Annotated in this window: 25 protein-coding genes; 10 read left to right on the top strand and 15 right to left on the bottom strand. The window is 63.4% G+C overall.

From position 1 onward, the window contains the following. Positions 1–188 precede the first annotated feature (188 nt). The 3 genes from RMO51_RS04485 (at position 189) to RMO51_RS04475 (ending at position 3,649) form a co-directional block, all read left to right on the top strand. Positions 189–1,712: a BatD family protein gene (locus RMO51_RS04485; protein WP_310392397.1), complete on the top strand. Its 1,524-nt coding sequence runs from the start codon at positions 189–191 to the stop codon at positions 1,710–1,712. Between the two features lie 127 nt (positions 1,713–1,839). Then, complete coding sequence (gene aroC / locus RMO51_RS04480; protein WP_310392395.1) at positions 1,840–2,919, top strand: chorismate synthase; 1,080 nt, start codon at positions 1,840–1,842, stop codon at positions 2,917–2,919. Between the two features lie 127 nt (positions 2,920–3,046). Then, the gene (locus tag RMO51_RS04475) at positions 3,047–3,649 is read left to right on the top strand and encodes a NifU family protein (protein WP_310392393.1); all 603 of its coding nucleotides are present in this window, start codon (positions 3,047–3,049) and stop codon (positions 3,647–3,649) included. Positions 3,650–3,739: 90 nt separating this feature from the next. On the opposite strand, the gene RMO51_RS04470 is transcribed toward RMO51_RS04475, so the two are convergent. From RMO51_RS04470 to tssD, 9 genes are all read right to left on the bottom strand, one after another. Further along, entirely contained in the window at positions 3,740–4,654 is a 915-nt protein-coding gene (locus RMO51_RS04470) for a DUF5777 family beta-barrel protein (protein ID WP_310392392.1), read from the bottom strand. Positions 4,655–4,707: 53 nt separating this feature from the next. Continuing rightward, positions 4,708–5,304, bottom strand: a complete 597-nt coding sequence (locus RMO51_RS04465; RefSeq protein ID WP_310392391.1) for a YceI family protein — start codon at positions 5,302–5,304, stop codon at positions 4,708–4,710. 10 nt (positions 5,305–5,314) lie between these two features. Then, positions 5,315–5,722, bottom strand: coding sequence for a hypothetical protein (locus RMO51_RS04460; protein ID WP_310392388.1), 408 nt, complete (start codon positions 5,720–5,722; stop codon positions 5,315–5,317). A 128-nt stretch (positions 5,723–5,850) separates the two neighbouring features. Then, complete coding sequence (locus RMO51_RS04455; protein ID WP_310392387.1) at positions 5,851–7,368, bottom strand: hypothetical protein; 1,518 nt, start codon at positions 7,366–7,368, stop codon at positions 5,851–5,853. Beyond that, positions 7,355–7,933, bottom strand: coding sequence for a sigma-70 family RNA polymerase sigma factor (locus tag RMO51_RS04450; RefSeq protein ID WP_310392385.1), 579 nt, complete (start codon positions 7,931–7,933; stop codon positions 7,355–7,357). The genes RMO51_RS04455 and RMO51_RS04450 overlap by 14 nt, the downstream gene beginning before the upstream one ends. 279 nt (positions 7,934–8,212) lie before the next feature. Next, complete coding sequence (gene secDF, locus RMO51_RS04445; protein WP_310392384.1) at positions 8,213–11,203, bottom strand: protein translocase subunit SecDF; 2,991 nt, start codon at positions 11,201–11,203, stop codon at positions 8,213–8,215. 132 nt (positions 11,204–11,335) lie between these two features. Beyond that, positions 11,336–11,710, bottom strand: a complete 375-nt coding sequence (locus RMO51_RS04440) for a hypothetical protein (protein WP_310392382.1) — start codon at positions 11,708–11,710, stop codon at positions 11,336–11,338. A 450-nt stretch (positions 11,711–12,160) separates the two neighbouring features. Continuing rightward, a complete protein-coding gene (locus RMO51_RS04435; protein ID WP_310392381.1) occupies positions 12,161–12,745 on the bottom strand; it encodes a DUF6714 family protein in 585 nt (194 codons plus the stop codon). Positions 12,746–12,814: 69 nt separating this feature from the next. Continuing rightward, positions 12,815–13,705, bottom strand: coding sequence for a type VI secretion system tube protein TssD (tssD, locus tag RMO51_RS04430; RefSeq protein WP_310392380.1), 891 nt, complete (start codon positions 13,703–13,705; stop codon positions 12,815–12,817). Between the two features lie 205 nt (positions 13,706–13,910). Here tssD and RMO51_RS04425 point away from each other — a divergent pair, with 205 nt between their 5' ends. Continuing rightward, positions 13,911–14,594, top strand: a complete 684-nt coding sequence (locus RMO51_RS04425) for a hypothetical protein (RefSeq protein ID WP_310392378.1) — start codon at positions 13,911–13,913, stop codon at positions 14,592–14,594. Between the two features lie 95 nt (positions 14,595–14,689). Here RMO51_RS04425 and RMO51_RS04420 read toward each other — a convergent pair whose 3' ends face one another. The 5 genes from RMO51_RS04420 to RMO51_RS04400 all read right to left on the bottom strand — a co-directional run bounded on the left by RMO51_RS04420 (position 14,690) and on the right by RMO51_RS04400 (position 17,750). Continuing rightward, positions 14,690–15,154 carry a DUF4268 domain-containing protein gene (locus RMO51_RS04420; RefSeq protein ID WP_310392377.1) on the bottom strand — a complete coding sequence of 155 codons (465 nt, stop codon included), beginning with the start codon at positions 15,152–15,154 and terminating at the stop codon, positions 14,690–14,692. 12 nt (positions 15,155–15,166) lie between these two features. Next, on the bottom strand, positions 15,167–15,760 hold the full coding sequence (locus RMO51_RS04415; protein ID WP_310392375.1) for a Uma2 family endonuclease: 594 nt from the start codon (positions 15,758–15,760) through the stop codon (positions 15,167–15,169). A gap of 93 nt (positions 15,761–15,853) precedes the next feature. Continuing rightward, positions 15,854–16,480, bottom strand: a complete 627-nt coding sequence (locus tag RMO51_RS04410) for a uridine kinase (RefSeq protein WP_310392372.1) — start codon at positions 16,478–16,480, stop codon at positions 15,854–15,856. 78 nt (positions 16,481–16,558) lie between these two features. Further along, positions 16,559–17,146 carry an RdgB/HAM1 family non-canonical purine NTP pyrophosphatase gene (rdgB, locus tag RMO51_RS04405; protein WP_310392370.1) on the bottom strand — a complete coding sequence of 196 codons (588 nt, stop codon included), beginning with the start codon at positions 17,144–17,146 and terminating at the stop codon, positions 16,559–16,561. Positions 17,147–17,297: 151 nt separating this feature from the next. Next, positions 17,298–17,750, bottom strand: coding sequence for a hypothetical protein (locus tag RMO51_RS04400; RefSeq protein ID WP_310392369.1), 453 nt, complete (start codon positions 17,748–17,750; stop codon positions 17,298–17,300). Between the two features lie 201 nt (positions 17,751–17,951). Between RMO51_RS04400 and RMO51_RS04395 the strand changes: the two genes are divergently transcribed. From RMO51_RS04395 to RMO51_RS04370, 6 genes are all read left to right on the top strand, one after another. Continuing rightward, positions 17,952–18,221 carry a type B 50S ribosomal protein L31 gene (locus RMO51_RS04395; RefSeq protein WP_046247153.1) on the top strand — a complete coding sequence of 90 codons (270 nt, stop codon included), beginning with the start codon at positions 17,952–17,954 and terminating at the stop codon, positions 18,219–18,221. A gap of 187 nt (positions 18,222–18,408) precedes the next feature. After that, entirely contained in the window at positions 18,409–19,605 is a 1,197-nt protein-coding gene (locus RMO51_RS04390; protein WP_310392366.1) for a GlmU family protein, read from the top strand. Positions 19,606–19,668: 63 nt separating this feature from the next. Further along, positions 19,669–20,799 carry a DNA polymerase III subunit delta gene (locus RMO51_RS04385; protein WP_310392365.1) on the top strand — a complete coding sequence of 377 codons (1,131 nt, stop codon included), beginning with the start codon at positions 19,669–19,671 and terminating at the stop codon, positions 20,797–20,799. Between the two features lie 101 nt (positions 20,800–20,900). Further along, positions 20,901–21,830: a hydroxymethylbilane synthase gene (hemC, locus tag RMO51_RS04380; protein WP_310392363.1), complete on the top strand. Its 930-nt coding sequence runs from the start codon at positions 20,901–20,903 to the stop codon at positions 21,828–21,830. 89 nt (positions 21,831–21,919) lie between these two features. After that, positions 21,920–22,576 carry a peptidylprolyl isomerase gene (locus RMO51_RS04375; protein ID WP_310392362.1) on the top strand — a complete coding sequence of 219 codons (657 nt, stop codon included), beginning with the start codon at positions 21,920–21,922 and terminating at the stop codon, positions 22,574–22,576. A gap of 70 nt (positions 22,577–22,646) precedes the next feature. Beyond that, entirely contained in the window at positions 22,647–23,558 is a 912-nt protein-coding gene (locus RMO51_RS04370; protein ID WP_310392360.1) for an SDR family oxidoreductase, read from the top strand. Positions 23,559–23,735: 177 nt separating this feature from the next. On the opposite strand, the gene RMO51_RS04365 is transcribed toward RMO51_RS04370, so the two are convergent. Next, the gene (locus RMO51_RS04365; RefSeq protein ID WP_310392358.1) at positions 23,736–23,939 is read right to left on the bottom strand and encodes a hypothetical protein; all 204 of its coding nucleotides are present in this window, start codon (positions 23,937–23,939) and stop codon (positions 23,736–23,738) included. Between the last annotated feature and the right edge of the window lie 59 nt (positions 23,940–23,998).

Here is a 23,998-nt window from a genome sequence, read left to right as displayed (position 1 = left end):
CAAAAGAATGGATGGGCCGGGGTTTTGTGGGGGCAGATACGGCGGGGAGCGGGGGAAAGGATTTGTGCCGGCTACTTTTTTCGGGTTCGGACGCATTTCGGGCCTGCCGGTGAGGAATTGCAATTTTGACCATAAGGGCGATTCCAGCGGTTAGAGCTACTTTTGGGCCCATTAACGAGCGCAAGACCATGGGAAGACTTTTTGGGATAGCGGCTCTGCTCGTGGCGGTATCGGGCACGAGCGCGGCCCCCGCCCAGCCGGTGGCCCCCCAGCCCGGCGCCGTTGCACCGGCCGACGTGGTGCTGGTGCCGGGCCCGGCCGCGCTGCCCGTGACGGGGGTGTTCACGCTGGGGTTCCGGCTGCGGGGCGGGGCCCTGGACCGGTATTCGGAATTTCCGGAGCTGGACGGCTTCAAAAAAAGCGGCAAGGCCCGCACCACCACCACGCGCATCGTGCAGGGCCGGCGCTTCACCGACCTGACCATCACCCAGCGCTACGTGCCCTACGGCGAGGGCGAATACGCCATCAAGCCCTTCCAGCTGACGGTGAACGGCGTGGTGCTGCGCAGCCCGGCGGCCACGGTGCGCGTGGGGCCGGCCCCGCCCGCGCCCCCGGGCCCATCTGCAAACCCGGCGGCCCTCACCAAGCCGGCCCACCCCGCCGCGCCGCTGCAAGCCGTGGGCGACCTCGACAAGCTGTTTGGCAAGCCCAAGCCGGCGCTGTACCAGGAGCTGGCCGACCGCGCTTTTCTGGCCGTGGTGGCCGACCGGCCCAGCGTGTTCGCCGGCGAAGGTGTGCGGGTGGGGCTGTATTTCTACCTCACGCCAGCCGACCAAATCATGCTGGCCTTCCACGACTTCACCGACCAGCTGCCCCTGCTGCTGCACGAGCTGCACCAGCCCACGGCCTGGCAAACGGCCGGTCCCGAGGCGAGCGTGGACCCCGACACCGTGCGAAGCCAGGGCCAGGTGTACCTGCGCTTTCGGCTGGCCGAAAACACTTATTACCCCCTCACGGCCCAGCCCCTGCAGTTTCCGCCCCTGGCCCTGACGATGGTGAAATTTAAGTTTCTCAAAAAGCCCGAGCCGGGGCTGGACAACCGCCTAGCGGGCTACAAAACGTACCTGGCCCCGGGCGTCACGGTGCAGGTGCGCGCCTTGCCGCCGCACCCGCAGGGCGAAGCGGTGGCCGTGGGCAGCTACCAGGTGCGGGAAGCGCTCAGCGCCCGCACGTTCCGGGTGGGGCAGCCGTTTGCGTACACATTCGGCGTGGAAGGCCGCGGCAACCTGGCCGGCTTGCTGGCGCCAACGCTGGCCCCGCGGCCGGGCCTGGACGTGTACGGCCCCGAGGTGCGCGAGGAGCCCGCGCCGGGCGGTGGGCGCAAGCTGTTTCGCTACCGGCTGGTGGCCCGGCGGCCCGGCCCGCTGCCGCTCGACAGCCTTTGGCGTCTCATTGTGTTCAACCCGGCCACGGCGCGCTACGACACCCTGCGGCCCCGGGTCCGGCCCGTGGTGCGCGGGGCGGCCGCGGCCCCCGCGCCGCTGCCCAGGCCCGAGGACGACCCGTTCTACGGCCCCGCGCTGGCCGAAGCCGACTCGACAATGCAGTCGCTGGACGTGTACCGCGATGTCCGGCGCTACGCCGATTGGCTCTTGGTGGGCCTGGTGGGCCTGGTAGGAATCGGCTGGTGGCGGGCCGGGCGCCGGGGGTAGCTTTGTTAGTGATTAGTGGTTAACGGATAGTGGTTAGTTTTCGAACTTGTGAACGCAAATCCGAAATCCTGACAGAAGCAACTCATTAACCACTAATCACTCACCACTAATCATTCATCACTAATTAATGTCCAATACCTTCGGCTCCCTCTTTCGCATCACCACGTTTGGCGAGTCGCACGGGGCGGGCATTGGTGTCATCATCGACGGCTGCCCGGCGGGTGTAGCGGTGGAGGTGGCTCACATTCAGGCCGCCCTCGACCGGCGCCGGCCCGGCCAGTCGGACCTGACCACGCCGCGCAAGGAGGCCGACGCGGTGCACATCCAGTCGGGCCTGTTTGAGGGGAAGACCACGGGCACGCCCATCAGCCTGTTTATCCCCAACGCCGACCAGCGCTCCGACGACTACTCCCACATTGCCCACGCCTACCGCGCCAGCCACGCCGACTACACCTACGACGCCAAATACGGCCGCCGCGACTACCGGGGCGGGGGCCGCAGCTCAGCCCGCGAAACGGCCGCCCGCGTGGCGGCCGGCGCCGTGGCCATGCGGGTGCTGGCGCATTTTGGGGTCGAGGTTGCCGCCTACGTGTCGGCCGTGGGCGAGGTAGAAGTGCCCTTGGAATACGGAGAGCTGGACCTGAGCCTGATTGACACCAACCCCGTGCGCTGCCCGCACCCGGAGACGGCGGCCCTGATGGAGGCCCGCATCCGCGCGGCGCAGGCGGCGCACGACACCGTGGGCGGCGTGATAACGGGCGTGGCGCGCCACGTGCCCGCCGGCCTGGGCGAGCCCGTGTTCGACAAATTGCCGGCCGTGCTGGGCCACGCCCTGCTCAGCATCAACGCCGTGAAGGGCTTTGAGTTTGGGTCCGGGTTCGCGGGCACCAGGCTGCCGGGCTCGGTGCACAACGACGAATTTTATACCGACGCGGCCGGCGCCGTGCGCACCCGCACCAACCACAGCGGCGGCAGCCAGGGCGGCATCAGCAACGGGCAGGACATTTATTTCCGCGTCGCCTTCAAGCCCGTGGCCACGCTGCTGCAGCCCCAGCAAACCATCAACGACCAAGGCGAGGCCGTGACGCTGGCGGGCCGGGGCCGCCACGACCCTTGCGTGCTGCCCCGCGCCGTGCCCATCGTGGAAGCCATGACGCAGCTGGTGCTGGCCGACCTGCTGCTGCGCGCCCGGGCCAACCGGCTGTAGGGCGCGGGGGCCAGCCCCGCGCCTTGCAACCAATGTACGTACATTTGCAACCTCGGCCGCCCCAGCGTGGTTGTACATTAGCAGCCGCAACTTCTGCGGTTCTCTCCTTGATTTAAGCCCCGAAGCCATGTCCGCTGTCTCTATTTATGCCGAAGCTTCTCCCAACCCGGAGAGCATGAAGTTTGTCCTGAACTCCAACCTGCTGCCCGACGGCGTGAGCGTGGATTATCCCACCCTCGAAGCGGCGGCCAACTCGCCGCTGGCGCAGGAGCTGTTCGGGTTCGATTACGTGGGCCGCGTATTCATTGCCCAGAACTTCGTCACCGTCACCAAAAGCCAACCCGAGCTAACCTGGACCCAGCTCATCCCGGAGCTGCGCCAGTTCCTGAAGAGCTACGTGGAGGCCGGCGGCCCCATCTTCCTGGTTGACCCCGCCGCCGAACAAAAGGCCGCCCAGGCCGCCACCGCCGGCGACCCCACCCAGCAGGAAGGCCAGATTGCCCAGAAAGTCATCGACCTGCTCGACAACTACGTGCGCCCCGCCGTGGAGCAGGACGGCGGCAACATTACCTTCAAAAGCTACCACGAAGGCGTGGTCACCGTGAACCTGCAGGGCTCGTGCTCCGGCTGCCCCTCGGCCACGGTCACCTTGAAATCGGGCATCGAAAACCTGCTCAAGCGCATGGTGCCCGAGGTGCAAAGCGTAGTGGCGGAAGGCATTTTGGTTTAAGGAATTAGAAATTAAAAATGAAGAATTAAAAATGCCCGCCTGAATCGTCAGGCGGGCATTTTTAATTCTTCATTTTTAATTTCTAATTCCTTAAAGTTGCGATTTCACCGTGAAATTCCGGGCCACGGTGAAGCCGAAATAGATGTCGCCGTCGAAAAAATTACCGTCGGTTTGGGGTACGAAAAATTTCTCAACCATGCCCTTGGAATTGGTCAGGTGCAGCTGAAACACGTGGCCGCCGGTTTCGATGTCGACGCCCAGGCCGAGGGCGTTGCGGTAGGTGTCGGCCGTATTGCCGGGCAGCACGTAGAAATAGTCGGCGGTGAGGGCCAGCCGCTTGGTGAGCTTCTGGCGCAGGCCCGCGCCCAGGGCGTACACGTCGTTTTGCATGTCGGAGCGCGCCACAAAGTTGCGGTGAATGAGCGTGGGCATAAGCTGCACCGACAAGCTGGGGCTGAACTTGCGGGCAATGAGCACCTGGTAGGCGTAGTCGACGCGCGAAGCCGTGGTGCGTTCCACGGTGGGCTCGTTGAATTTGAGCGTGGTGATGGCCGACGACGCAAACAGCGTGACCGAGACGGGCATGGGCCGCGCGCCTGTGGTTTGGCGCAGGGCGCGGTACTTCACGAAGCCGTCGAAGGTTTTGTCTTGCGAGCTGCGGCCGACGCCCACGGCCAGCCGGTCGGTCAGGCCGTACTCAAAACCCAGGCGCAGCACGGCCTGGTCGAGCCCAAAAAACTCGTAAGCGCCGCTGTTCAGCGTGCCGAAGCGGTGCTGGATGAGGAAGGCCAGCGTGCCCGCCCCCGGCGTTTCCACCGACTGCGAGTTGATGATGTGCGTGGCCTTGAACGTGGCCGTCACCACTTCGCGCCCGGTCGAGTCAGCAGTTTGCTTTTCGAGTTCGCCCAGCAGGTCGGTTTGGGCGCGGGCCGGCCCGGCCAGGGCCAGCAAGCCGGTCAGCAGCAAGCCGGCAACAAAAGGAGCAGCGTAAGAGTGGCGGGTCATAAAGCAACGTTTAACTGGCGTATGGGTGACGAGGTGGTGGGGCCGTGGCCGGGCTAGCGGGCCGCCGGCGGGGTGGTGGCGCCCACGGCGCCGGGCGCCGGGTTGCAGGCGAGGTTCACGCGCACGCTCACCGTTTTGGCAATTTTGTCGCGCACCAGCAGCGGAATCTCGATGTGGTAGTCGGCCGTGGCCACCGTGAACGTGGCCGCGGCCAGGAGCTGGCCGTTCTTGAGCTCCAGGCTGGCGGGCACCTGGATGCGCTGCGTGACGCCGTGCATGGTGAGGCTGCCTTCCACCTGCACCGCGTGCGGGCCCGCGGCGGCCAGCGTGGCCGCGTCGGCCCCCGTGAAGCGGCCCGTGAAGGTGGCCTTGGGAAATTTCTCCGACTCCATGTAGTTCTCGTTGAAGTGCTCCTGCATCAGCGTGCGCTTGAAGACGAAGCCCGTGACGGGCAGCGAAAACGCCAACTGGCTGGTACCCAGGTCAAGCACCGCCGCCACCTGTTGGTTGCGGGCTTCGATGTCCTCAATGGGCGTGGCCGAAAAAAAGGTTACCACGCCCGCCTTGGTGAGGTACTTGCCCTGGGCGTGGGCGCGGCCCGGGGCGGCAAGCAGCAGCAAAAGTAGCAGGGGTAAAAAAGGCTGTTTCATGGCGCTGGAATTAATTATTAAGCTTGCCCGCGTTCATCCAAGCCTCGATGCGCAGAATGTCGCACTCCGGGATTTTGGCCCGGCCCTTGGGCATGGGGTCGCCGGTGGGCAAATGCTTGATGCTGGCCAACAAGGTCGACGAAGGGAACTGGGCAATGTCGTTGTAGTCGTTGAAGACAATGCCGCCGCCCAACGCCGACGCCTTGTTGGTGGCGTGGCACTCGCGGCAGTGCGTATCAAAAATGGGGGAGATGACCCCGGCGTAGGTAACCGCCTGGGGCGTGGCATCGCAGGGCACCACGAGGTCGGCCGGGCCGCCGTTGGAGTAGCTGCAGCCCGCCGCCAGGCCCAGCAGCAGCACCGCAGTGCCGAGCAGCACCGGCCGGAAAAACGCAGAAAAGGGGGAAGTAGCAGACATATCAGAGCTCATCAAAGAGGATACTTGGAAAAAACGAAAACGACCGCGCGGATTACGCCAGTGTAGGAGGTTGAAAATTACGATGCAAAATGCTGTTCCGCGCTGGGCCCGCGTCCGGCCTGGCGGATTCAAAAGCCGTGTTTCACGCCCATGAACACCCCGCCGCTGACCAGGTTTACCCTGCCCTGGCCCACGCCGGCCAGCGGCAGCTTCAGGTAAGGTTCGGCCTGCACGCTCCAGCGCTTGCCCAAGCTACGTTCGTAGCCCGCCGACAGATTGAAGATGCCGAATAAGTGCCGGTTTTGGTTGACCACCGACCGGTCCCAGATTTCAGGCTGGCCGTTTTCCACGTAGTCGTACGTGTACCGCTCGCGCTGCATGAAGAACGTGGACAAGCCCGCGCTGCCAAACACCCGAAACCGTGCCCCCACGGCCAGGTCGTAGCGTAGATTCAGCGGCACGTCGAGCACCGTGCAGGTGGCGTCCACGTGCGTAAAATCGCGGTAATAAGCTCGGGGATAATTGCGCCAGTCGTAGTCGTCGCGCCGGGCCGCGTACTGCTTGGTCGAGCGCAGCAGGCCGGTGCTCAGGCGCAGGCGGTTGCCGAGCCGGTACTCCAGCGTCACGCCCACGTTGGGCAGCGGGGCCTGCATTCCAACAAACTTCACGGTGCTCACGTCGGGCGCCGCCACCAGCCCCACGAAGAAGCGCGGCGGAAGCGCCGCCCCGGCCGGCAGCGGACGAGCGGGTGCGTCCGCCACCGCCAGCGCGGCGGGCAGGTCCGGGGCGGCAACCGGCGCCAGAGCCACGGGCTGCACCGCCAGGGCCAGCAGGTCAGGTGCGGCCGCTTCAGCCGGAGCGTCAGCCGGAACCGATGCCCCGGCTGAAGCGGCCTGAAGGACTACGCCATTCGGAGTTGGGTCCCGTTCGTCCGTGCTTGCCTGTCGAGGAGCTGTATTCGCGTTGCTAACCGACGCGGACGTTAAATCCGCTGGGTTGCGGCCAGCGTAGGCGGGCTCCCCGTTGGTCCGGCGCGGCACGTTGCGTGTGGTAGGGGTGACGGCGCTCATCGACACTTTATTGCTTACAGGTAGCTTGTCGGCCGGCTGTTGTTTGTGCTGGAATTGTTTCCGCCGGGTATCGGGCGCTGCACCGGCCAGCCGCTGTAGCGCCCGGGTAGCGGCGAGTAGTGGCAGCGTCGGCCTTCCGGCCCCGGTGCCCGCGCCGGAAATCGTGGCAGCGCCGGTGGCAACCGGGGTTGCTGGAGCGTCAATAGCAGCTGGGGCTTTGACCGTTGCTGTGGGCGCGCGGTTTAGCGCAGTGGCTGCGGTTTTATTTTGGGGCTTGGTTGCGCTGGCAGTCGTTACTGCAGAAGGGGTTGTGGTCAGTTTAGGGGCGGCCGCGAGGGGTTTGGCCGGGGCCAATGGGCTGGTGGGCCACAGCAGCCAGCCCAGGGCCACGAGGGCCACCACGGCCACTTCGGCCGCGAAAAATCGCCACAGCTTTTGCCGCACGGCGCGTTCAATCACCGCTTGGTCCAGCCGCGTTTCGAGGCGCAGCCAGGCATCCAGCGGAAAGGACGCGGGCTCGGGCTCCGGCGGATTGAGCCGTTGAAATGCCTTATCGATATCGTTATCGGGCCACATAGCTAGCTTTTTCGGAAATATTGTACTGGGCCAGCATCGTCCGCAAATGGGCCCGGGCCTTAAATAAATTTGATTTGGAAGTGCCCACCGAGATGCGCAGCTGCTGCGCGATTTCCTCGTGGCCAAAGCCGTCAATCACCGCCAGGTTGAATACCGCCCGGTAGGCCGGGGGCAGGCGCTGCACCAGGCTCAGCAGCTCGTCGTAGCTCAAGGAGTCGAGGGGCGTGGCGGCGCCGTCGGCTTGGTTCAGGGTCGCGTCGGTGAGCTCCTGCTGGTGCTGGTGGCGCTCGTTGGCGCGGTAGTGGTCGATGGCCGTGTAAATCATGATGCGCTTGAGCCAGCCCCGGAACGAGCCCGGCACGTCTTCGGGGTGCCGGGTGGCGTCGAAGCGGGGTAAATCGCGGAATACTTTCAAAAAGCCGTCATTGGCCGCTTCCAGCGCCTGGTCGCGGTCGCGGGCGTAACGCAGGCAAATGCTCATGGCGTACCCGTGAAACTGTCCGTACAAGCGGCGCTGGGCCACCCGCTCCTGCCGTTGGCAGCCGGCCAGCAATTCAGCAAGCATGGGAGCAGGAGAATTTGATGGGGACACGTGCAGCATGGCGCAGCGGTTGGGGCTTCCTGTTGGACCACTCGGAAGGTAAGAAGCAACGGTTGCCTAATCACGGATTTATCGGATTTCGCACGGATTGGTCGGATTTTGTAGTCGATTATTTTGTGACGGCTGAAGCAACTCCAGTAATTGCGGACATCAAAAAAGGCTTGCCAAGTGGCAAGCCTTTTTTGATTAATCAACCGACTACAAAATCCGACCAATCCGTGCGAAATCCGATAAATCCGTGATTTAGACGTTGGCCGTGCTCAGCTTGGGCGCGTCGCCGGGCAGGCCGGTCACGTCCTCGCCGGCGGCGAGGCGCTCGCGCTCCTCTTTCTTGCCGTAGGTGTCGAGAATGATTGGGGTGGCGATGAACAGCGAGGAGTAGGTGCCGAAAATCACGCCGATAATCATAGCGAAGGAGAACGAGCGCAGGGTTTCGCCGCCGAAGATGTAGAGCACCAGTACCACCAGGAACACCGTCGTGAACGTAATCATCGTCCGCGAGAAGGTCGAGTTCAGGGCCGGGTTCACCACCTGGGCGAAGGTCAGCTTGGGGTTTTCGCGCAGGTACTCGCGGATACGGTCGTAGATAACCACCGTGTCGTTCATCGAGAAGCCAATCACGGTGAGCACGGCGGCCACGAAAATCTGGTCCATCTCGTAGTTCAGGCCGAAGAGGCGGGCAATGGGGAAGGCCGCAATCACAAGCAGCGCATCGTGGAACAGGGCCACCACCGCCGCCATCGAATACTGCCACTTCTCGAAGCGGAACAATACGTAGACGAAGATGCCCAGCAGAGTCAGGCCCAGGCTCAGCACCGAGGTGCGCTTGATGTCGTCGGCGATGGTGGCGCCCACTTTCGAGGTCGACTTGATGTCGGGGGCGTCGGCGCTGTACTGTTGCAGGCCCTGGTTGAGGGCCGCAGCTACTTTTTCGTCGGCGGCGCTGCTCTCGTCCTCGGCCAGGTAGCCGGTGGTGATGCGCAGGCGGTCGGGGGCGCCGTACTGCTTCACTTCGAGGCCCGCGCCCTGGAACACCGGACGGAGCCGGTCGGCCACGCTGGAGGCGACCATGGTCTTGTTGAAATCGACCACGTAGGCCCGGCCGCCCTTGAAGTCGACGCCCAGGTTGGGGCCGCCTTGGTAGGCCATCAGGCCGAAGCCGAAGATGATGAAGAAAGCCGAGAAAGCGTAGGCCTTCTTGCGCATTCCCACGATGTCGAAGTTCAGGTTCTTGAACAGGTTGCGCGAAACCGACGTGCTGAAGGTCATCGGGTGGTTGTCGTTGCCCTTAATCAGCCATTCGATGATAATGCGCGACACGAATACGGCCGCCAGGAAGGAGGTCAGCACTCCAATGCCCAAGGTCACGGCGAAGCTCTGTACCGGGCCGGTGCCGAAGAAGCCGAGGATGACGGCAATGAGCATGGTGGTCACGTTGGAGTCGAAGATGGCCGAGAAGGCGCGCGAGTAGCCTTTGTTGATGGCGTCAGGCAGGCTCATGCCGTGGCTAAGCTCTTCGCGCACGCGCTCAAATATCAGCACGTTGGCATCGACCGACATGCCGATAACCAGAATCAGGCCCGCGATGCCGGGCAGCGTGAGCGCCGTGCCGAACTGCGCCAGCACGCCCAGAATCAGGAACATGTTGAAGAGCAGGGCCACGTCGGCCACCAAGCCGGCCCGGCCGTAGTACAGGGCCATGAAAATCATGATAATCACGAGGCCGGCCAGCGACGAGTACAGGCCCTGGCTGATGGCTTCCTTGCCGAGCGAGGGGCCCACCACGGCTTCTTCCACGATGCGCGTGGGGGCGGGCAGCTTGCCGGCTTTCAGCTGGTTGGCCAGGTCCTGGGTGTCTTCCAGGGCAAAGCTGCCCGTGATGCTGGTGCCGCCGCCCGAAATCTCGCTCTGCACCACCGGGGCCGAGCACACGTAGTCGTCGAGCACCATGGCCACCTGCTTGCCGATGTTGGCGGCGGTCATTTTCTGCCACTTGCGGGCGCCGGCCGGGGTCATGCTCATCAGCACTTCGGGCTGGCCGTTCTGGCCGATGTCGGAGCGGGCGTCGCTCACCACTTCGCCGCCCAGCGGGGGCACGCCGTCGCGGGTTTTGCGCACCGGAATCAGCTCCAGGTACTCCTGCTTGTCGATGGTGGTCGGCTTCAGGTTCCAGAGCAGGGCCAGGGTGGGGGGCAAGGTGGCTTTGGCCTCCGGCGAGCGCAGGATGGTGTTCATGGCCGAGGTGTCGCGCAGGTTCACGCCCAGGCGGCCGGGCATGGTGAAGAGCTTGGCCAGCACGCCGCCCTTGGCGGAAGTGGCGGCCGAGTCGGCGGCGGTTTTGCCGCCCTTGGTTTTCTTGGCGAGCTGGGCGGCCAGCGAGGTCGAATCGCCGGCGGCGGCCAGGTTCACGGCCACCGTGTCGGAAGCCGCGGCCGCGGGGCCGGCTTTGGCGGCTTGCTTGGCGCTCAGCTGGGTGTCGAGCTGCACCAGGTAGGGGCCCACTTCGTTCTGGTTCCACACTTCCCAGAACTCCAGCTTGGCCTGGCCCTGCAGCAGCTTGCGCACGCGGTCGGGGTTGTCGACGCCGGGCAGCTCAATCTGGAGGCGGCCGGTGCCCTTCACGCGCTGGATGGTGGGCTGGTTCACGCCGAACTTATCCACCCGGGTGCGCAGGATGTTGAACGAGCGGTCGATGGCTTCCTCCACTTCCTTGTCGATGGCGCCAATCACCTTCTCGTTCGAGGAGTTGATGTCGATGTTGCGGCTCTTGTTGGTGGTGTTGGCGAAGATGGTGGCCAGGGGCTTGCCGGCCGCGTTCTGCTGGTAGGCCTGCGCAAACAGCGCCGTGAAGGACGTGCCCGAGTTGGTTTTCTGGGTTTCCTGGGCCTGCTCCAGCGACTTGTTGAAGGCCGCGTCCTTGCTGTTGCCGCTCATGGCCCGCACGATTTCCACCGGCGAGACTTCGAGCGTGACGTGCATGCCGCCTTTCAGGTCGAGGCCGAGGCCGAGCTCGCTCTGACGCACCTCGCGGTAGGTGAAGGGGCCGAACACCGGCGCGCGCCACACCGAGTCGAGATAGTGCTGGCGGGCGGTTTCGTTGAGCTTGCCGTTGCGCGTGGCGTAGGCCACGGCCTTGCCCTGCACCCCGCGCGAGACGTAGGTGAAGAACAGAAAGTACGCGCACAGCGCCGTCACGATGACGGTGAGGGCGATGATTAATCCTTTGTTACGCATGGATTGAATTAAGAATTAGGAATTAAAAATTAAGAATTGGGCCAGTAAGGGCCAAGGGGAACGAAGAATTAGGAATTAAGAATCAGTCGAAACCAATTCTTAATTCCTAATTCTTAATTCCTAATTCAAAAACTAAGGGGCTTGCGGCGAGAGCGCCACGGCCAGCAGCCGGGCCCGGAACACTTCGCCGGCCCGCACACCCGCCCGCAGGCGCGGCACGGCCAGCGCCCGGCGCAGGGCCGGTAGCCAGAGCCCCGGCACGGCGGCCGGCAGCCAGGCCACGGCCAGCGGGGCCACGAAGTGGTCCGGCGCCGCGGTGGCTTCCAACAGCACCTTCTGCTTCACCACCGTCGCCTTCGACCATGTCGTGAAGCGGGCCTCGCCCTGGCCCGCGGGCAGGCGCAGCACGCTCACGGCGCGCTGGTTCAGGCCCAGCACCAGCAGCACCGAAGCGGCGAGCAGGGCAAAGCGCAGCGAGAACCAGAGACGGGAGAGCAAAGTGGGCATGGGTGCAAACGGGGACTGCAAAGATACCAATTCAGCGGAGATGGGCGCCCGGACCGCCAAACGTGCGCCCGTGGCAAAGCAGGCCTACTCGCAGCCCTATAAACCGTAATCGCAGGCCTATAAATCGAAGTCGCAAGCCTATAAACCGTAGTCGCAGGCCTGTAAACTAAAGTTGCAGACCTAAAAATCGAAGTCGCAGCTCTGTGAATTGAGGTCGCAGGCCTATAAACCGGAGTCGCAGCCCTATAAAGCGAAGTTGCATCTCTACAAACCCGACTTGCACACCTACAAATCGAGGTCGCAAGCCTACAAACTCAACTTGCAGGCCTACAAAGCGAGGTCGCCGCCCCGCGGTAGTTTCGGGAGCTGGGTATGAGTGCCGCCCGGGACGCCCCCCACGCCGTAGCTTGCGCCCGTCCTCTACGGCGCGTTTTTGCCGAAAACCCGGCTCTACTCGAATTGAAACCAGTAGCGCTGAATGGCCAAGTCGGCCTCCGTGCTCAAAAACTCATCACCGGCTTCGTCCCGGGCGTAAACCAGGAAATGGTAGATGGCCCGCCCTTGTGCGGGGGTAAACTGAATGGCGCGGGCGATAAAAGTATTGATGCTCTTATTTGTGTAATTGAGTTGGTTCTGTAATACTTCGTTCAAATCAACGTCGGGTAATTTGCTGGCCACCTCGTAGCGTTGAATTTTCTCAGCCATTACGGCGATGTCAATTTCAGTCGGCAGGGTTAGCAATTGGACAACCATGCTGATGCCCTCCTCGACGACGCTGCTGTCCCGTAGCAGAGAGCACATGAAAGCCGGCAAATAATACTTAAAGCCCTCTTTGCTCATAAACGAGAGGCCGGTGCGCTCCGCCGATAACACGTCGTCCGGCACCTCTTGCCAAAGGTGACCTTTAAACGCCTCCCGGATTTCGATGCATTCCAAGTGAAAGCCGGAGTTATCGTACACAATGTTTAAGTCGCCGGGGTACGGCTCATCTTGGAAAGCAGCAGTAATTTCTGCTACAAGCTCAGGGTGGTTCATGACGTGGTTAGTTTAACTGGCAGCGAATGAAAAAAGAGTGGCGATAGAGGCAGCAAGCAAATGGCCTTGTTAGATTGGGCCCGGCCTTAATGCACCAGAAAGGAGGTAAAGAATAAACAGGCCCGCGCCAGCTATTGTAAGAGGGACTTCTTTGGGGACAGATGGCAGCGTAACGGGCTTGGTGCTAGGCACCCTGCGCAGAGAAGGAACAGGTTGAGGAGTTTTGGCGCACTTGCCGAAATAATACCCTTGACATCTTACAAGACTTTTAATTTTGTTCTCAATTTGTTCTTTGTGCCCGTCGTCGCCGCCTTTGAAGCACTTCATATTTATTTTGGTGCGGGCCGCGATGCAGGCATTCAGCGTCTCCATTGTTTCCTCCAAGACGGGGCAATTATCCGTTATTAGACAGCTTTGTTTGCCATTCTTGCAGTTTTGCTTGACTTGGTTCTGCAGGTTTTGTCTTATGGATTCCGTGCAGTCCGATACGATGCCGCCGGTGGGAGGGGCGACTAAGGGTGCGGCGGCCACCATTGGCACCCCGTGCTCCCGCGCCGCCGGGGCCACAAAGGCTGCCCCCAGCCCGCCGGCCTGAATGATCCAGCCGTTGGGGTCGGAGAGGGTCAGGTGCAGTAAATAGGCCCCGTCCCGCGCGCTGCCGGCCACGAACTCTTCCCGATAATCGATGCAGTACGCCGCCTTCAGCACCAGCGTCTCCAGCGCCGCGCCCCCGGCCGCATTTTTGAACACTAAGGAGGCGGCTTGGCGCTTGTGCGGGTCGGCGGCCCAGGCCAGCAGGGCGTTCCCGTCGGGCACGGCCAGGGTGAGGTGCACTGGCTCGTGGCGCACTTTGCTGCTCACCCGGCCGCGCTCCTGGGTGGCTTGGTGCACCCCAAAGGAGCAGTGCAATACGGGGAAAACGTGGCCAGCCACGCGCAATTCAGCGGAGAAAGACGCCATGAGCTTAATCGGGTAGAAGGGAAAAGGAGCCCTAAAGCTACGCGGGTAAGGCCGCAAAGCGCGTCAGCCACCGCGGTAGTTTCCCTTTATTTAACGGTATATACCCGATTTCATAGTTGGTCCGGTGCCAAACCCGAAAAAAGGCAGTAACCTTGGAGGCCCGGCTGGTATTCGACCGGTGCCACTTTTCTACCCCTTCATTTTTATGGATGCCCGCGAAGACAAGCAATACGCCATGACCACCGTGCTGGTCAAATTCCTGGCCGACAACACGGCCGCCATCGGGGCCAGCGCCGTGGCCGCCGCTGAGGCGGCCGACATCGCCCCGGCCTACCAGCTGCTGACGGCCGCCGTGGGCGCCGCCCCGCTCAACACCCAGCCCGTGACGCGGGGCGCCACCGACGCCCGCACCGCCCTGCTGGCCGCCCTGCCCGCCGTGCTGGGCCCTCTGCGCTCCATTGCCACCAAAACCAACGACACCGCTCTGCTGGCCCGCGCCACCCTCAGCGCCACGCAACTGCAACGGATGAAGCCCGAGGAGCTGCGCGACGTGGCTAAGGGTCTGTTCGACGACGCCGACGGCCGCGCGGAGGCCCTCGCAGGCTACGCCCTCACGGGTCCCGTAATGGCCCAAATGCGCGCTGCTCAAACGGCCTTTGCCGCCACCGTGCGCAGCACCAGCTCCCTCATTGACCAGCGTGGTCAGGGCAACCAGTCCGCTTCGGACCTGCTACGCGCGCTGATGCAGCAAGTGTATGAGCTCGACAAGCCGATGGACGCGTTCCGGTTTCTGAACCGGCCCCTCTACGACGGCTACAAGCGCGCCCGCCGCGTGGGCAGCACCGGCAGCCGGAGCGCCGCGCCGGTGGCCGGGGGGGCTGGGGCGTAGGCGGGTTAATTAAGGTTGAGATAGCAAAACGTCATGCCGAGCGCAGCCGAGGTATGACGTTCTTTTGTTGCTGGCGGGTCCCCCGCTACCCCCCGTCATTTCAGCGCCTCGAAGCTCCACTGCGCGTCGGTCCAGAACGCATCGAGGGCAATGAGGCGGGGCTTGAAGAACGAGATGAGCGCCGGCCAGTCGTTGCGGTCAAACAGGTTGGCCGGGCGCAGCTCCTGGTAGATGCGGCTGCAGGGCTGGCCGCCGTGGGCGTCGGTGGCGTGGGCTTCCCAGGTCCATTCTTCGCCCAGCGCCTCGTGCAGCAGATTGCGCACCTCGCCGAACTGCTCGAAAAACAGCTCCCGGATGCCGGCGTCCGGGTGGGTCAGCTCGATGGCAATGGTGGCGTGGCGGTGGTCGGCCCGCAGCCGGAAGGATACGTGCTTGAGGCCGGTTTTGTAGTTTATCCAGCTGGTTGTTTCGCCTTCGGCCGAAGGCACCGGGGCCATGTACTGCCCGAAGGCCGTCCAGAACGCCTGGCGGAGCTGGGTGGTTTCGGCTTTGCTGTACAAGGCAGGCGTGGGCTAGCGGGCGCGGCGCAGGGGCCGCAGGTCGAGGGCGAAGCCCGGCAGCACCGGCTCGCCACTCAGCGTTTGGTCGAAGCCGCGCACGGTTTCGGGGACCAGGCCGGGGCGGTACACGTAGGCCGTTTCGGCAGCTACGTCCAGCAGAAAGCCCAGCTGCACGCCGTTGGCCAGGTATTCTGCCATCTTCACTTGCGTGGTCGCCAAGCGGTCGGAAGGCGAAAGCACCTCCACCACAAACTCCGGGCAAGCGGCTAAGAAGCCGGCGGCCTGCTCAGCCCCGGCGCGGCGGGCGTTGCTCAACCACGCCACGTCGGGCGCGCGCACCGACCCGTCGGGCAGCCGAAACCCGGCCGATGACTCGTAGGCATGGCCCGGCGGAGCGTCGGTTGTGCGGACCCAATGCTTGAGCTGGTAAGCTACTTCCAAACCGTCTTCGCTGGCATCGGGGTGGGCGGGGGGCATAATGATGATGTCTTGGTTGGCAGCCCGCTCCAGGCGCAGCTGGGGATTGTCCTGACAGAGTCGAAAAAACTCCGGCTCCGACAACCCGTGCAGCACGGGCAATTCGTCAAACTGATAGGCAGTGGTCATGGCAGTAGCGCAAGCAGGGTGAGATGAACCGAAGATACGCGGCCGACCCCGGCCATTGGTCCCGCGCCGGCCCGTGGCGCTGCGCGGGCCGTACTACTGGCTCGTTGGCACCTTGGTTTGCAGGAAGCCCACCAGCACCTCCAAGCCCTTGTCGAAGTGGCGGTTGTTGGGAATCACGATGTCGGCGTAGTGCTTGTAGGGGGCGATGAACTGCTCGTAGGTGGGGGCCACGTGGTGGGTGTAGCGGTAGAGCACGTCGGCCAAGTCATAGCCCCGCTCGTCGCGGTCACGGATGATGCGGCGGTGCAGCTTCACGTGTTCCTGGGCGTCGATGTAGACCTTCAGGTCCAGCAGCCGGGCAATTTCCTCGAAATGGAACACGAAAATCCCCTCCACCACCACGATGGGCGCCGGTCGGAACACCAGCTCCTTGGGGGTGGCGGCCGCATTATTAAAAGTGTATTCTTTGCGGCGCACCTCGTGGCCCTGGCTGATGCGCAGCACGTCGTGGGCGTAGGCCGCGGCGTCGATGCTGGCGGGCAGGTCAAAGTTTTCCACGCCCTGGTCGTCGCGCAGCTGCTTTTCTAGCGGGTGGTAGTAGTTGTCCTGCGAGATGAGGCAAATCTGCTCCTCGGGAAAAGCCGCCAGGAGCCGGCGCAGAAACGTGGTTTTGCCCGAGGCGCTGCCGCCAGTAATGCCAATTAAGTACGGGGTGTGCATAGCTGGCAAAGGTAACGCTGCGCTTAATGAGGAATGAAGAATGAAGAATGAGGAATTTCGAACCCACCGGCTAATTTCTCATTCCTCATTCCTCATTAAGTGAAACGTAAGTCCGGCCACGGCCCGGGCCCGGTGGCTGATGTTATTCTTCTCAGCGCTGCTCATTTCGGCGAAGGTGCGGCCGTCGCCCTCAGTGGGTACAAATACGGGGTCGTACCCGAAGCCGCCGGTGCCCCGCGCGGTGGCGGCAATGTGCCCGACCACTTCGCCCGCAAACTCGCGCATGCTGCCGTCCGCGCTGGCCAGGGCCACCACCGTGCGGAACCGCGCCGTGCGGTCGGCCGCGCCGGCCAGCTCCCGGAGCAGCTTGGCAACGTTGTCTTCCGCCCGCCGCTGGGGGCCGGCGTAGCGCGCCGAGTACACGCCCGGCTCGCCGTTGAGGGCCGTCACTTCCAGGCCCGTGTCGTCGGCAAAGCAGGCCACGCCGTAGTGCTGGCGCACGTATTCGGCTTTTTGGCGGGCGTTACCGGCCAGGGTGTCCTGCGTTTCGGGCAGTTCTTCGTGGCAGCCGATGTCGGACAGGCTCAGCAACTGGAGGCCCGGGGGCAGCAGCGGGCGAATCTCGTTGAGCTTGTGGATATTATTGGAGGCGAAGCAGAGGCGCATTGAGTAGGTGATGAGGTGATGGGGCAGTGAAGGGATGAGGCATGCGAGCCCTGAGGCATTGGGCGGAACACAAAAAAACCGACCCCAGTCGGTTAAAGCAAAGCCGCCCTACAACTTCATCACCTCATCACTTCTATTACTTCATCACCACTCACCGAAACATTGACTTGATGGTGCCCCAGGAGCGCTGCACGGCGCTGGGCGTGCCGGCCATGACGGTGAGGTAGCTCTGGTCACCGCCGGGGCTGCGCACCGTGAGGCGGTAGGTGTAGGGCCCGCCGCCGGCCGCCGCGCCGGCCGTGCCCGCGCCGCTGGCCCGGTACACGTTGGTGTCGAGGTGCTGGTAGCGGCGCTGGCCCGTGGGCACCACGGTGCTCACCGCAGTGTAGCTGGTTTCGGTGGCCGCTTTGCGGGAGAGCTCGAAGCCGGTGACGTCGGTTTCGGTGTTCACTTCCCACTCCACCCGCACGTTGGCGCCGTCGTAGGCCGCGGTGAAGAGCGTGAGGGACGCGGCCACGGCCACCGCGGCGCTCCACAGCACCAGCACCAGCGCGGCAGGACCGGAGCGGCGAAACAGACGGCGGACGAGTACAAAGTTCAGCACGCGCGACGAACCGACCCCGAGTGAGGGTCGGATTCAAATGTACGACGTTTTGAGAAAGCCAACAAGCCCGGTCGCGCCCGCCAGCGGGCCGTTGTGAGCCGAAAATGTTGGGCCTGGAGTTGGGTATTTCCGAGCTAATCCGTACTTTTGCAGTCCCTTCCGCAAAATCGGCAGGGTTCAACTGGTAAAACTGGCCCCGATATGAAAAAAGAGACCCACCCCGAGTATCAGGAAGTCGTGTTTCAGGACACCTCCTCGGATTTCAAGTTCATCACCCGCTCCACGATGAAGCCGACCGACACCATTACGATGGAAGACGGCAAGACGTACCCGCTGGTGAAAATTGAAGTGAGCAGCGCCTCGCACCCCTTCTACACCGGCAAGAATATGTTCATCGACACCGCCGGCCGGGTGGAGAAATTCCGCAGCCGTTACGCCAAGAAGGAGCAGGCCAGCGCCAACAAAGAATAGCTTCTTAGTTGTCAGTTGCTCGTTGTCAGTTGTTAGGCTGACGCCGGAGCAGCCCCCAGCTCCCGGTGGCCCAGCTGCCGGGAGCTTTTCTTTTGGCAATGTCCGAGCTTTGTGGCCGGTGGCGCGCCCACTCCGCTCTTTCCTCGCCCTGACAACTGACAACGAACAACTGACAACCAAAGCGTAAATGCGCGTTCTGCTTTTCGACGACCCGGCCATCCGGCCGCACCTGCTGCCTTTCACGTTCACGCGGCCGGTGGCGGCGCTGCGCTGCGGCATCCTGACCATCGCCGAGAAATGGCAGCACCGGCTGGCCGCGGCGGTCGTGGGCTACCTCACCCAGCCTTACTTGCAGGCCAAGTTTCCGGCCGGCGACGTGCGCGGCCCGGCCCTTCTCGTCAACGGCGCCGTGTGCCCCGACGGCCTGCTCGCCCGCCAGGTGCTGGCCCTGCGGCCCGGCCAGGCCCTGTATTGCGACGAGCTGCTGGTGGCGGCCCACGTGGCCGACGCCACCCAGGTGGCGGAGCTCATTCAGGACGGGCTGCCCGAAACCCGGCAAGTGGCCGAGCCCGTCACGGTCATTGACCGGCCGTGGCAGTTGTTTTTGCGCAATGGTGTGGAAATCCGGCGCGACTTTGCGTTGCTTACCGCGGGCCGCACTTCGCAGCCGGTGAACGACGCGCCCACCATCGTGTACGGGGCCGAAAACATCTTTATCGAAGAGGGCGTGAAAATTCGCGCCGCCATTCTCAACGCCGAGGACGGCCCCATTTACCTGGGTAAGAACGCGCAGGTGCACGAGGGCGCCATTATCAGGGGCCCGCTGGCCTTGTGCGAAGGCGCCCACATCAACGTAGGCGCCAAAATGCGCGGTGACAACACGGTGGGCCCGTACTCCAAAGTGGGCGGCGAGGTGGCCAACAGCGTCCTGCTGGGCTACGCCAACAAGGGCCACGACGGCTACCTGGGCAACTCCGTCATCGGCGAGTGGTGCAACCTGGGGGCCGACACCAACACGAGCAACCTCAAGAACAACTACGCGCCCGTCAAAGTCTGGAGCCACGCCGCCCACCGCTTCGTCGACACCGGCCAGACTTTTTGCGGGCTGATGATGGGCGACCACAGCAAGTGCGGCATCAACACCATGTTCAACACCGGCACAGTGGTGGGTGTGGGGGCCAATGTTTTCGGCGCGGGTTTTCCGCGGCAGTTCATCCCGAGCTTCAGTTGGGGCGGCGCGGCGGGCTTCGAAACGTTTAAGCTGCCAAAAATGAACGAAGTGACCGAGCGAGTGATGGCCCGGCGCAATTTGCCCTACGACGCGGTGGAGCAGGCGATTATGGCCGAGGTGTTTGCGGCGACAAAAGACGACCGAATTGCCTGAACCGCGGATTAATCGTCCCCAAAATCCGAGTAACCCGACCAATCCGATAAATCCGCGGTTCAGATGACCTTCGCCGAAATTCCCAACCAGGCCGCCGTGAAGCAGCTGCTGCGCCAGTCGGTGCAGCGGCAGCACGTGGCGCACGCGCAGTTGTTTCGGGGCCGCGAGGGCGGCGCGGCGCTGGCCCTGGCCCTGGCCTACGCCCAATACCTGAACTGCGAGGCGCGGGCGCCCGGCGCCGAGGACAGCTGCGGCCACTGCCCGGCCTGCACCAAAACCGCGAAGCTGGCCCACCCCGACCTGAACTTCATCGTGCCCGTGACCACCACCAAAACGGTGAGCAAGGACGCGGTGAGCAGCAAGTTCATGGCCGAGTGGCGCGCTTTCGTGCTGGATAACCCCTACCAGGGCCTCAACGACTGGATGCAGCACATCGGGGCCGAGAACAAGCAGGGCAGCATCTCCAAGGACGAGGCCGTACAAATCCTGAAGCTGGTGAGCCTGAAGGCGTTCGAGGCGCGGTTTAAGGTTGTCATTCTCTGGCTGCCCGAGCTCATGCACCCCGCCGCCGCCAACGCCGTGCTCAAGCTGCTGGAGGAGCCGCCGCCCGCCACCGTTTTCCTGCTGGTGGCCCACGCGCCCGAGCAGCTGCTGCCCACCATCATCAGCCGGGTGCAGCCGGTGGTGGTGCGCCCGTTTTCGGAGGACGACCTCACCGACTACCTGCACGCCCGCTACCACGTGCCCGAGGCCAAAGCCCGCCAGGTGGCCCAACTGGCCGACGGCAGCCTGGGCGCCGCCCTGGCCAGCCGCGACGCCAACGCCGACCACGACTACTTCGAATTTTTTGTGAAGTGGATGCGGCAGTCCTACAGCCAGAAAGCCGCCGAGATTCTCAAGCAGAGCGAAGATTTTCAGAAGCTGGGCCGCGAGAACCAAAAGGAGCTGCTGAGCTACTCGCTCGGGCTGTTGCGCAAGGTGCTGCTCTTCGGCGTCGACCCGCGGTTTGTGCCCCATCTGCCGGCGGCCGAGCAGGACTTTGTCAACAAATTTTCCAAGCTGGTTACCCCCCGCAACGCCGAGCTGTTGACCAAGGAGCTCACCGATGCACACTACCACATCGAGCGCAACGCCAACGCCAAGATGGTGTTTGTTGACAGTTCCCTGCGGCTGGGCAGCTTTTTGAAGGTTTGAGTGTTGCGTGTTGAATGCGGAGTTGGCCATTATCCAATGGTCAGCAGCCCAGCATTCGGCATGCAACACTCAAACCGCAAACCTTAACACTCAACGTTTCCATGACCATTCGCCTCGCCACGCGCGCCAGCCGCCTCGCCCTCTGGCAAACCGAGCACGTGGCCAGCTTGCTGCACGCCGCGGGATTTGTCACCGAAATTGTGCCGATGCAAACCACCGGTGATGCCGTGCAGGACCGCTCGCTGGCCAAAATTGGCGCCAAGGGCGTGTTCACCGAAGAGCTGGAAGTGAGCCTGCGCCGCGGCGAAACCCACCTGGCCGTGCACTCGGCCAAGGACGTGCAAAGCAGCATTCCGCGCGATTTGGAGCTGCTGGCTTTCCTGGAGCGCGAGCGGGTGAACGACGTGGTGCTGAGCTTCAACGAGCAGTTCTCGCTCGACAAGCCCGGCGTCGTGCTCGGCACCAGCAGCACCCGCCGCAAGGCCCAGCTGCGCCGCTTCTACCCGCAGGCCAGCACCGCCGAAGCCCGCGGCAACCTCCAAACCCGCCTCCGCAAGCTGGAGGAAGGGCAGTTTGACGCGCTGGTGCTGGCCTACGCCGGCGTGCACCGCATGGGCTACGACCACCTCGTGCGCCACGTGCTGCCCGCCGACCAGTTCGTGCCTGCCACCGGCCAGGGCAGCATTGCCATCGAATGCGCGGAATCCCTGGACGAAACCCTCAAAGCTCAGCTCAAAGCGGCCCTCGACCATCCCGCCACCCACACCTGCCTGGTGGCCGAGCGCGCCTTTCTGCACACCATGGAAGGCGGGTGCAGCATTCCGTCCTTCGCGCTGGCCACGCTGAACGAGAAAGGCACCTTGTGCCTGCACGGCGGCCTCATCAGCCTGAGCGGCGAGGAATACGTGGAAGACATTCAGCAAACCGAGACAGCCGCCGATGCCCACGCGCTGGGCGTGTCCGTGGCCGATTCGGTGCTGGGCCGCGGCGGCCGCGAAATCCTGGCCAGCATCCGCGAGCACCGGGGCTAGTGGTGGTGGCCTGGCGAGCGGGCCGCCGAACCGGTAATCGCAGGCGTGTAGTTTTACGGCGCAATTCTATCACCCTTTCCTTTTTTCGAATGAAGCGTAGCATTTATCGTCTCGGGCGGGCGCTGTTGGCCCTATTGTGGCTGGCCGGCCCTGCTTTTGCCGCCGGCCAACCCGCCAAGCCCGCCAAACAACCCAGCAAGGACGAAGTCGTGACCCTGACCACGGCGCAGGGCGTCATCCGCCTGATTCTATTCGACGATACGCCGCTGCACAAGGCCAACTTTCTGCAAAAAGCCAAGAGCGGCTTCTACGACGGCACCACGTTTCACCGCGTCATCCCCGGCTTCATGGTGCAGGGCGGCGATGCCAACTCCAAGGACGCCGACCCCGGCAACGACGGCCTGGGCCAGCCCGGCGAAGGCACCGTGCCGGCCGAGCTGGCCGCCGGCCACCCGCACAACTACGGCGCCCTGGCCGCCGCCCGCCAGGGCGATTTCGCCAACCCGCAGCGGGCCAGCAGCATCACGCAGTTTTACCTGGTCGAAAACCACGACGGCACGCACTTCCTCGACGGCCAGTACACCGTTTTCGGCCAGGTCATCCAGGGCCTTGACGTCATCGACAAGATTGCCAGGCTGCCCCGCGACGGCCGCGACCGGCCCACCGCCGACCTCAAAATGACCCTGAAGGTCGAAAAACTCAAGCGCAAGAAAATCACCAAGCTCTACGGCTACTCTTACAAATGAAGAATGAGGAATGAGGAATTGCTTTTTTGACGCCTTCTAATTTCTCATTCCTCACTCTTCATTGCAAAGAATGAAAGTCCTCCTCACCGGTTCCAATGGCCTGCTGGGCCAGAAGCTCGTGGCCCTGCTCCGCCAGCAGGCCGCCGTGGAAGTGGTGGCCACTTCGCGCGGCCGCAATAAGCTGGCCGGCCCGTACCCTGACCTGACTTTCGTCAACCTCGACGTGACCGATGCCGCGCAGGTGCGGCAGGTGCTGGCCCGGCAGCGGCCCACCCACCTCATGCACACCGCCGCCATGACCAACGTGGACGAATGCGAGCTGAACCGGGAAGCCTGCTGGCTACAGAACGTGACGGCCGTGGAAAACCTGGTCGACGCCTGCGCTACCCACCGCATTCACCTCACGCACCTGAGCACCGATTTTATTTTTAGCGGCGAAGCCGGTCCGCTCTCGGAAGAAGCCGAGCCCGGTCCCGTCAATTTCTACGGCGAAAGCAAGCTGGCCGCCGAGCGGGCAGTGCAGGCCAGCCCCAGCCCGTGGGCCATTGCCCGCACGGTGCTGGTGTACGGCGTGGCCCGCGACTACGGCCGCACCAACCTCGTGCTCTGGGTGCGCGACTCCCTGCGTGCCGGCACGCCCATCAAAGTGGTGGACGACCAGTGGCGCACGCCCACCCTGGCCGAAGACCTCGCCCAGGGCTGCTGGCTGCTGGCCCGGCACGAGGCGCGGGGCATCTACCACATCAGCAGCGACGAATTGCTCACCCCTTATGCCATGGCCCTGCGCGTGGCCGATTACTTCGGCCTCGACAAAGGCCTGATTGAAAAGGTCGACGGCAGCACGTTTTCGCAGCCGGCCCGGCGGCCCGCCCGCACCGGGTTTCTCATCGGCAAGGCCCGGCGCGAGCTGGGCTACTGCCCTCACACCTTCGGCGAAGGCATCGGCCTGGTGGCCGCTCAAAGCGAAAACCCCGCCCGCTAGCGGCCAAAAAAAACCCGCCGGGGTAGACGGCGGGTTAAGACTCAGCAGGGGTAGCCGGTGAGTAGTAGATAGGTAATGTGTAAGCAGTAGAGTGGCAGAATACTAAATCAAATGAGGCGGCATTGAGGGTAGACTGAAAACTTGGAGTAGGCAAGCACGAAAAGGAGAAAGAAGGGTTTAGGCCTGGGACCACATGCCCACCAAAAAGCCACCTACCAGCACGGCGGTGCGGCCCAGCAAAGCGGCTTCGCCCAAAGCACGGGGCACCACGGTGCCATCAGGCGTCACGAAGTCGATGCCCGTGGTGGCCGGGCGAGCCATCCGGTTTGGGGTGTTGGGCCGGCGAGCAGCGCTGAGCGAAGGATAAATGAGCAAATACATATCTAATGGGTGTAAGAAGGAGAATAAGGAATGATAAAGGAGAAGCCGAATTGGCTCTA

The organism is Hymenobacter sp. (assembly GCF_031398885.1).
GTDB lineage: Bacteria > Bacteroidota > Bacteroidia > Cytophagales > Hymenobacteraceae > Hymenobacter.
Note: the sequence above shows the minus strand (reverse complement) of the source record. Positions and strands in the feature narration are given on the sequence as shown.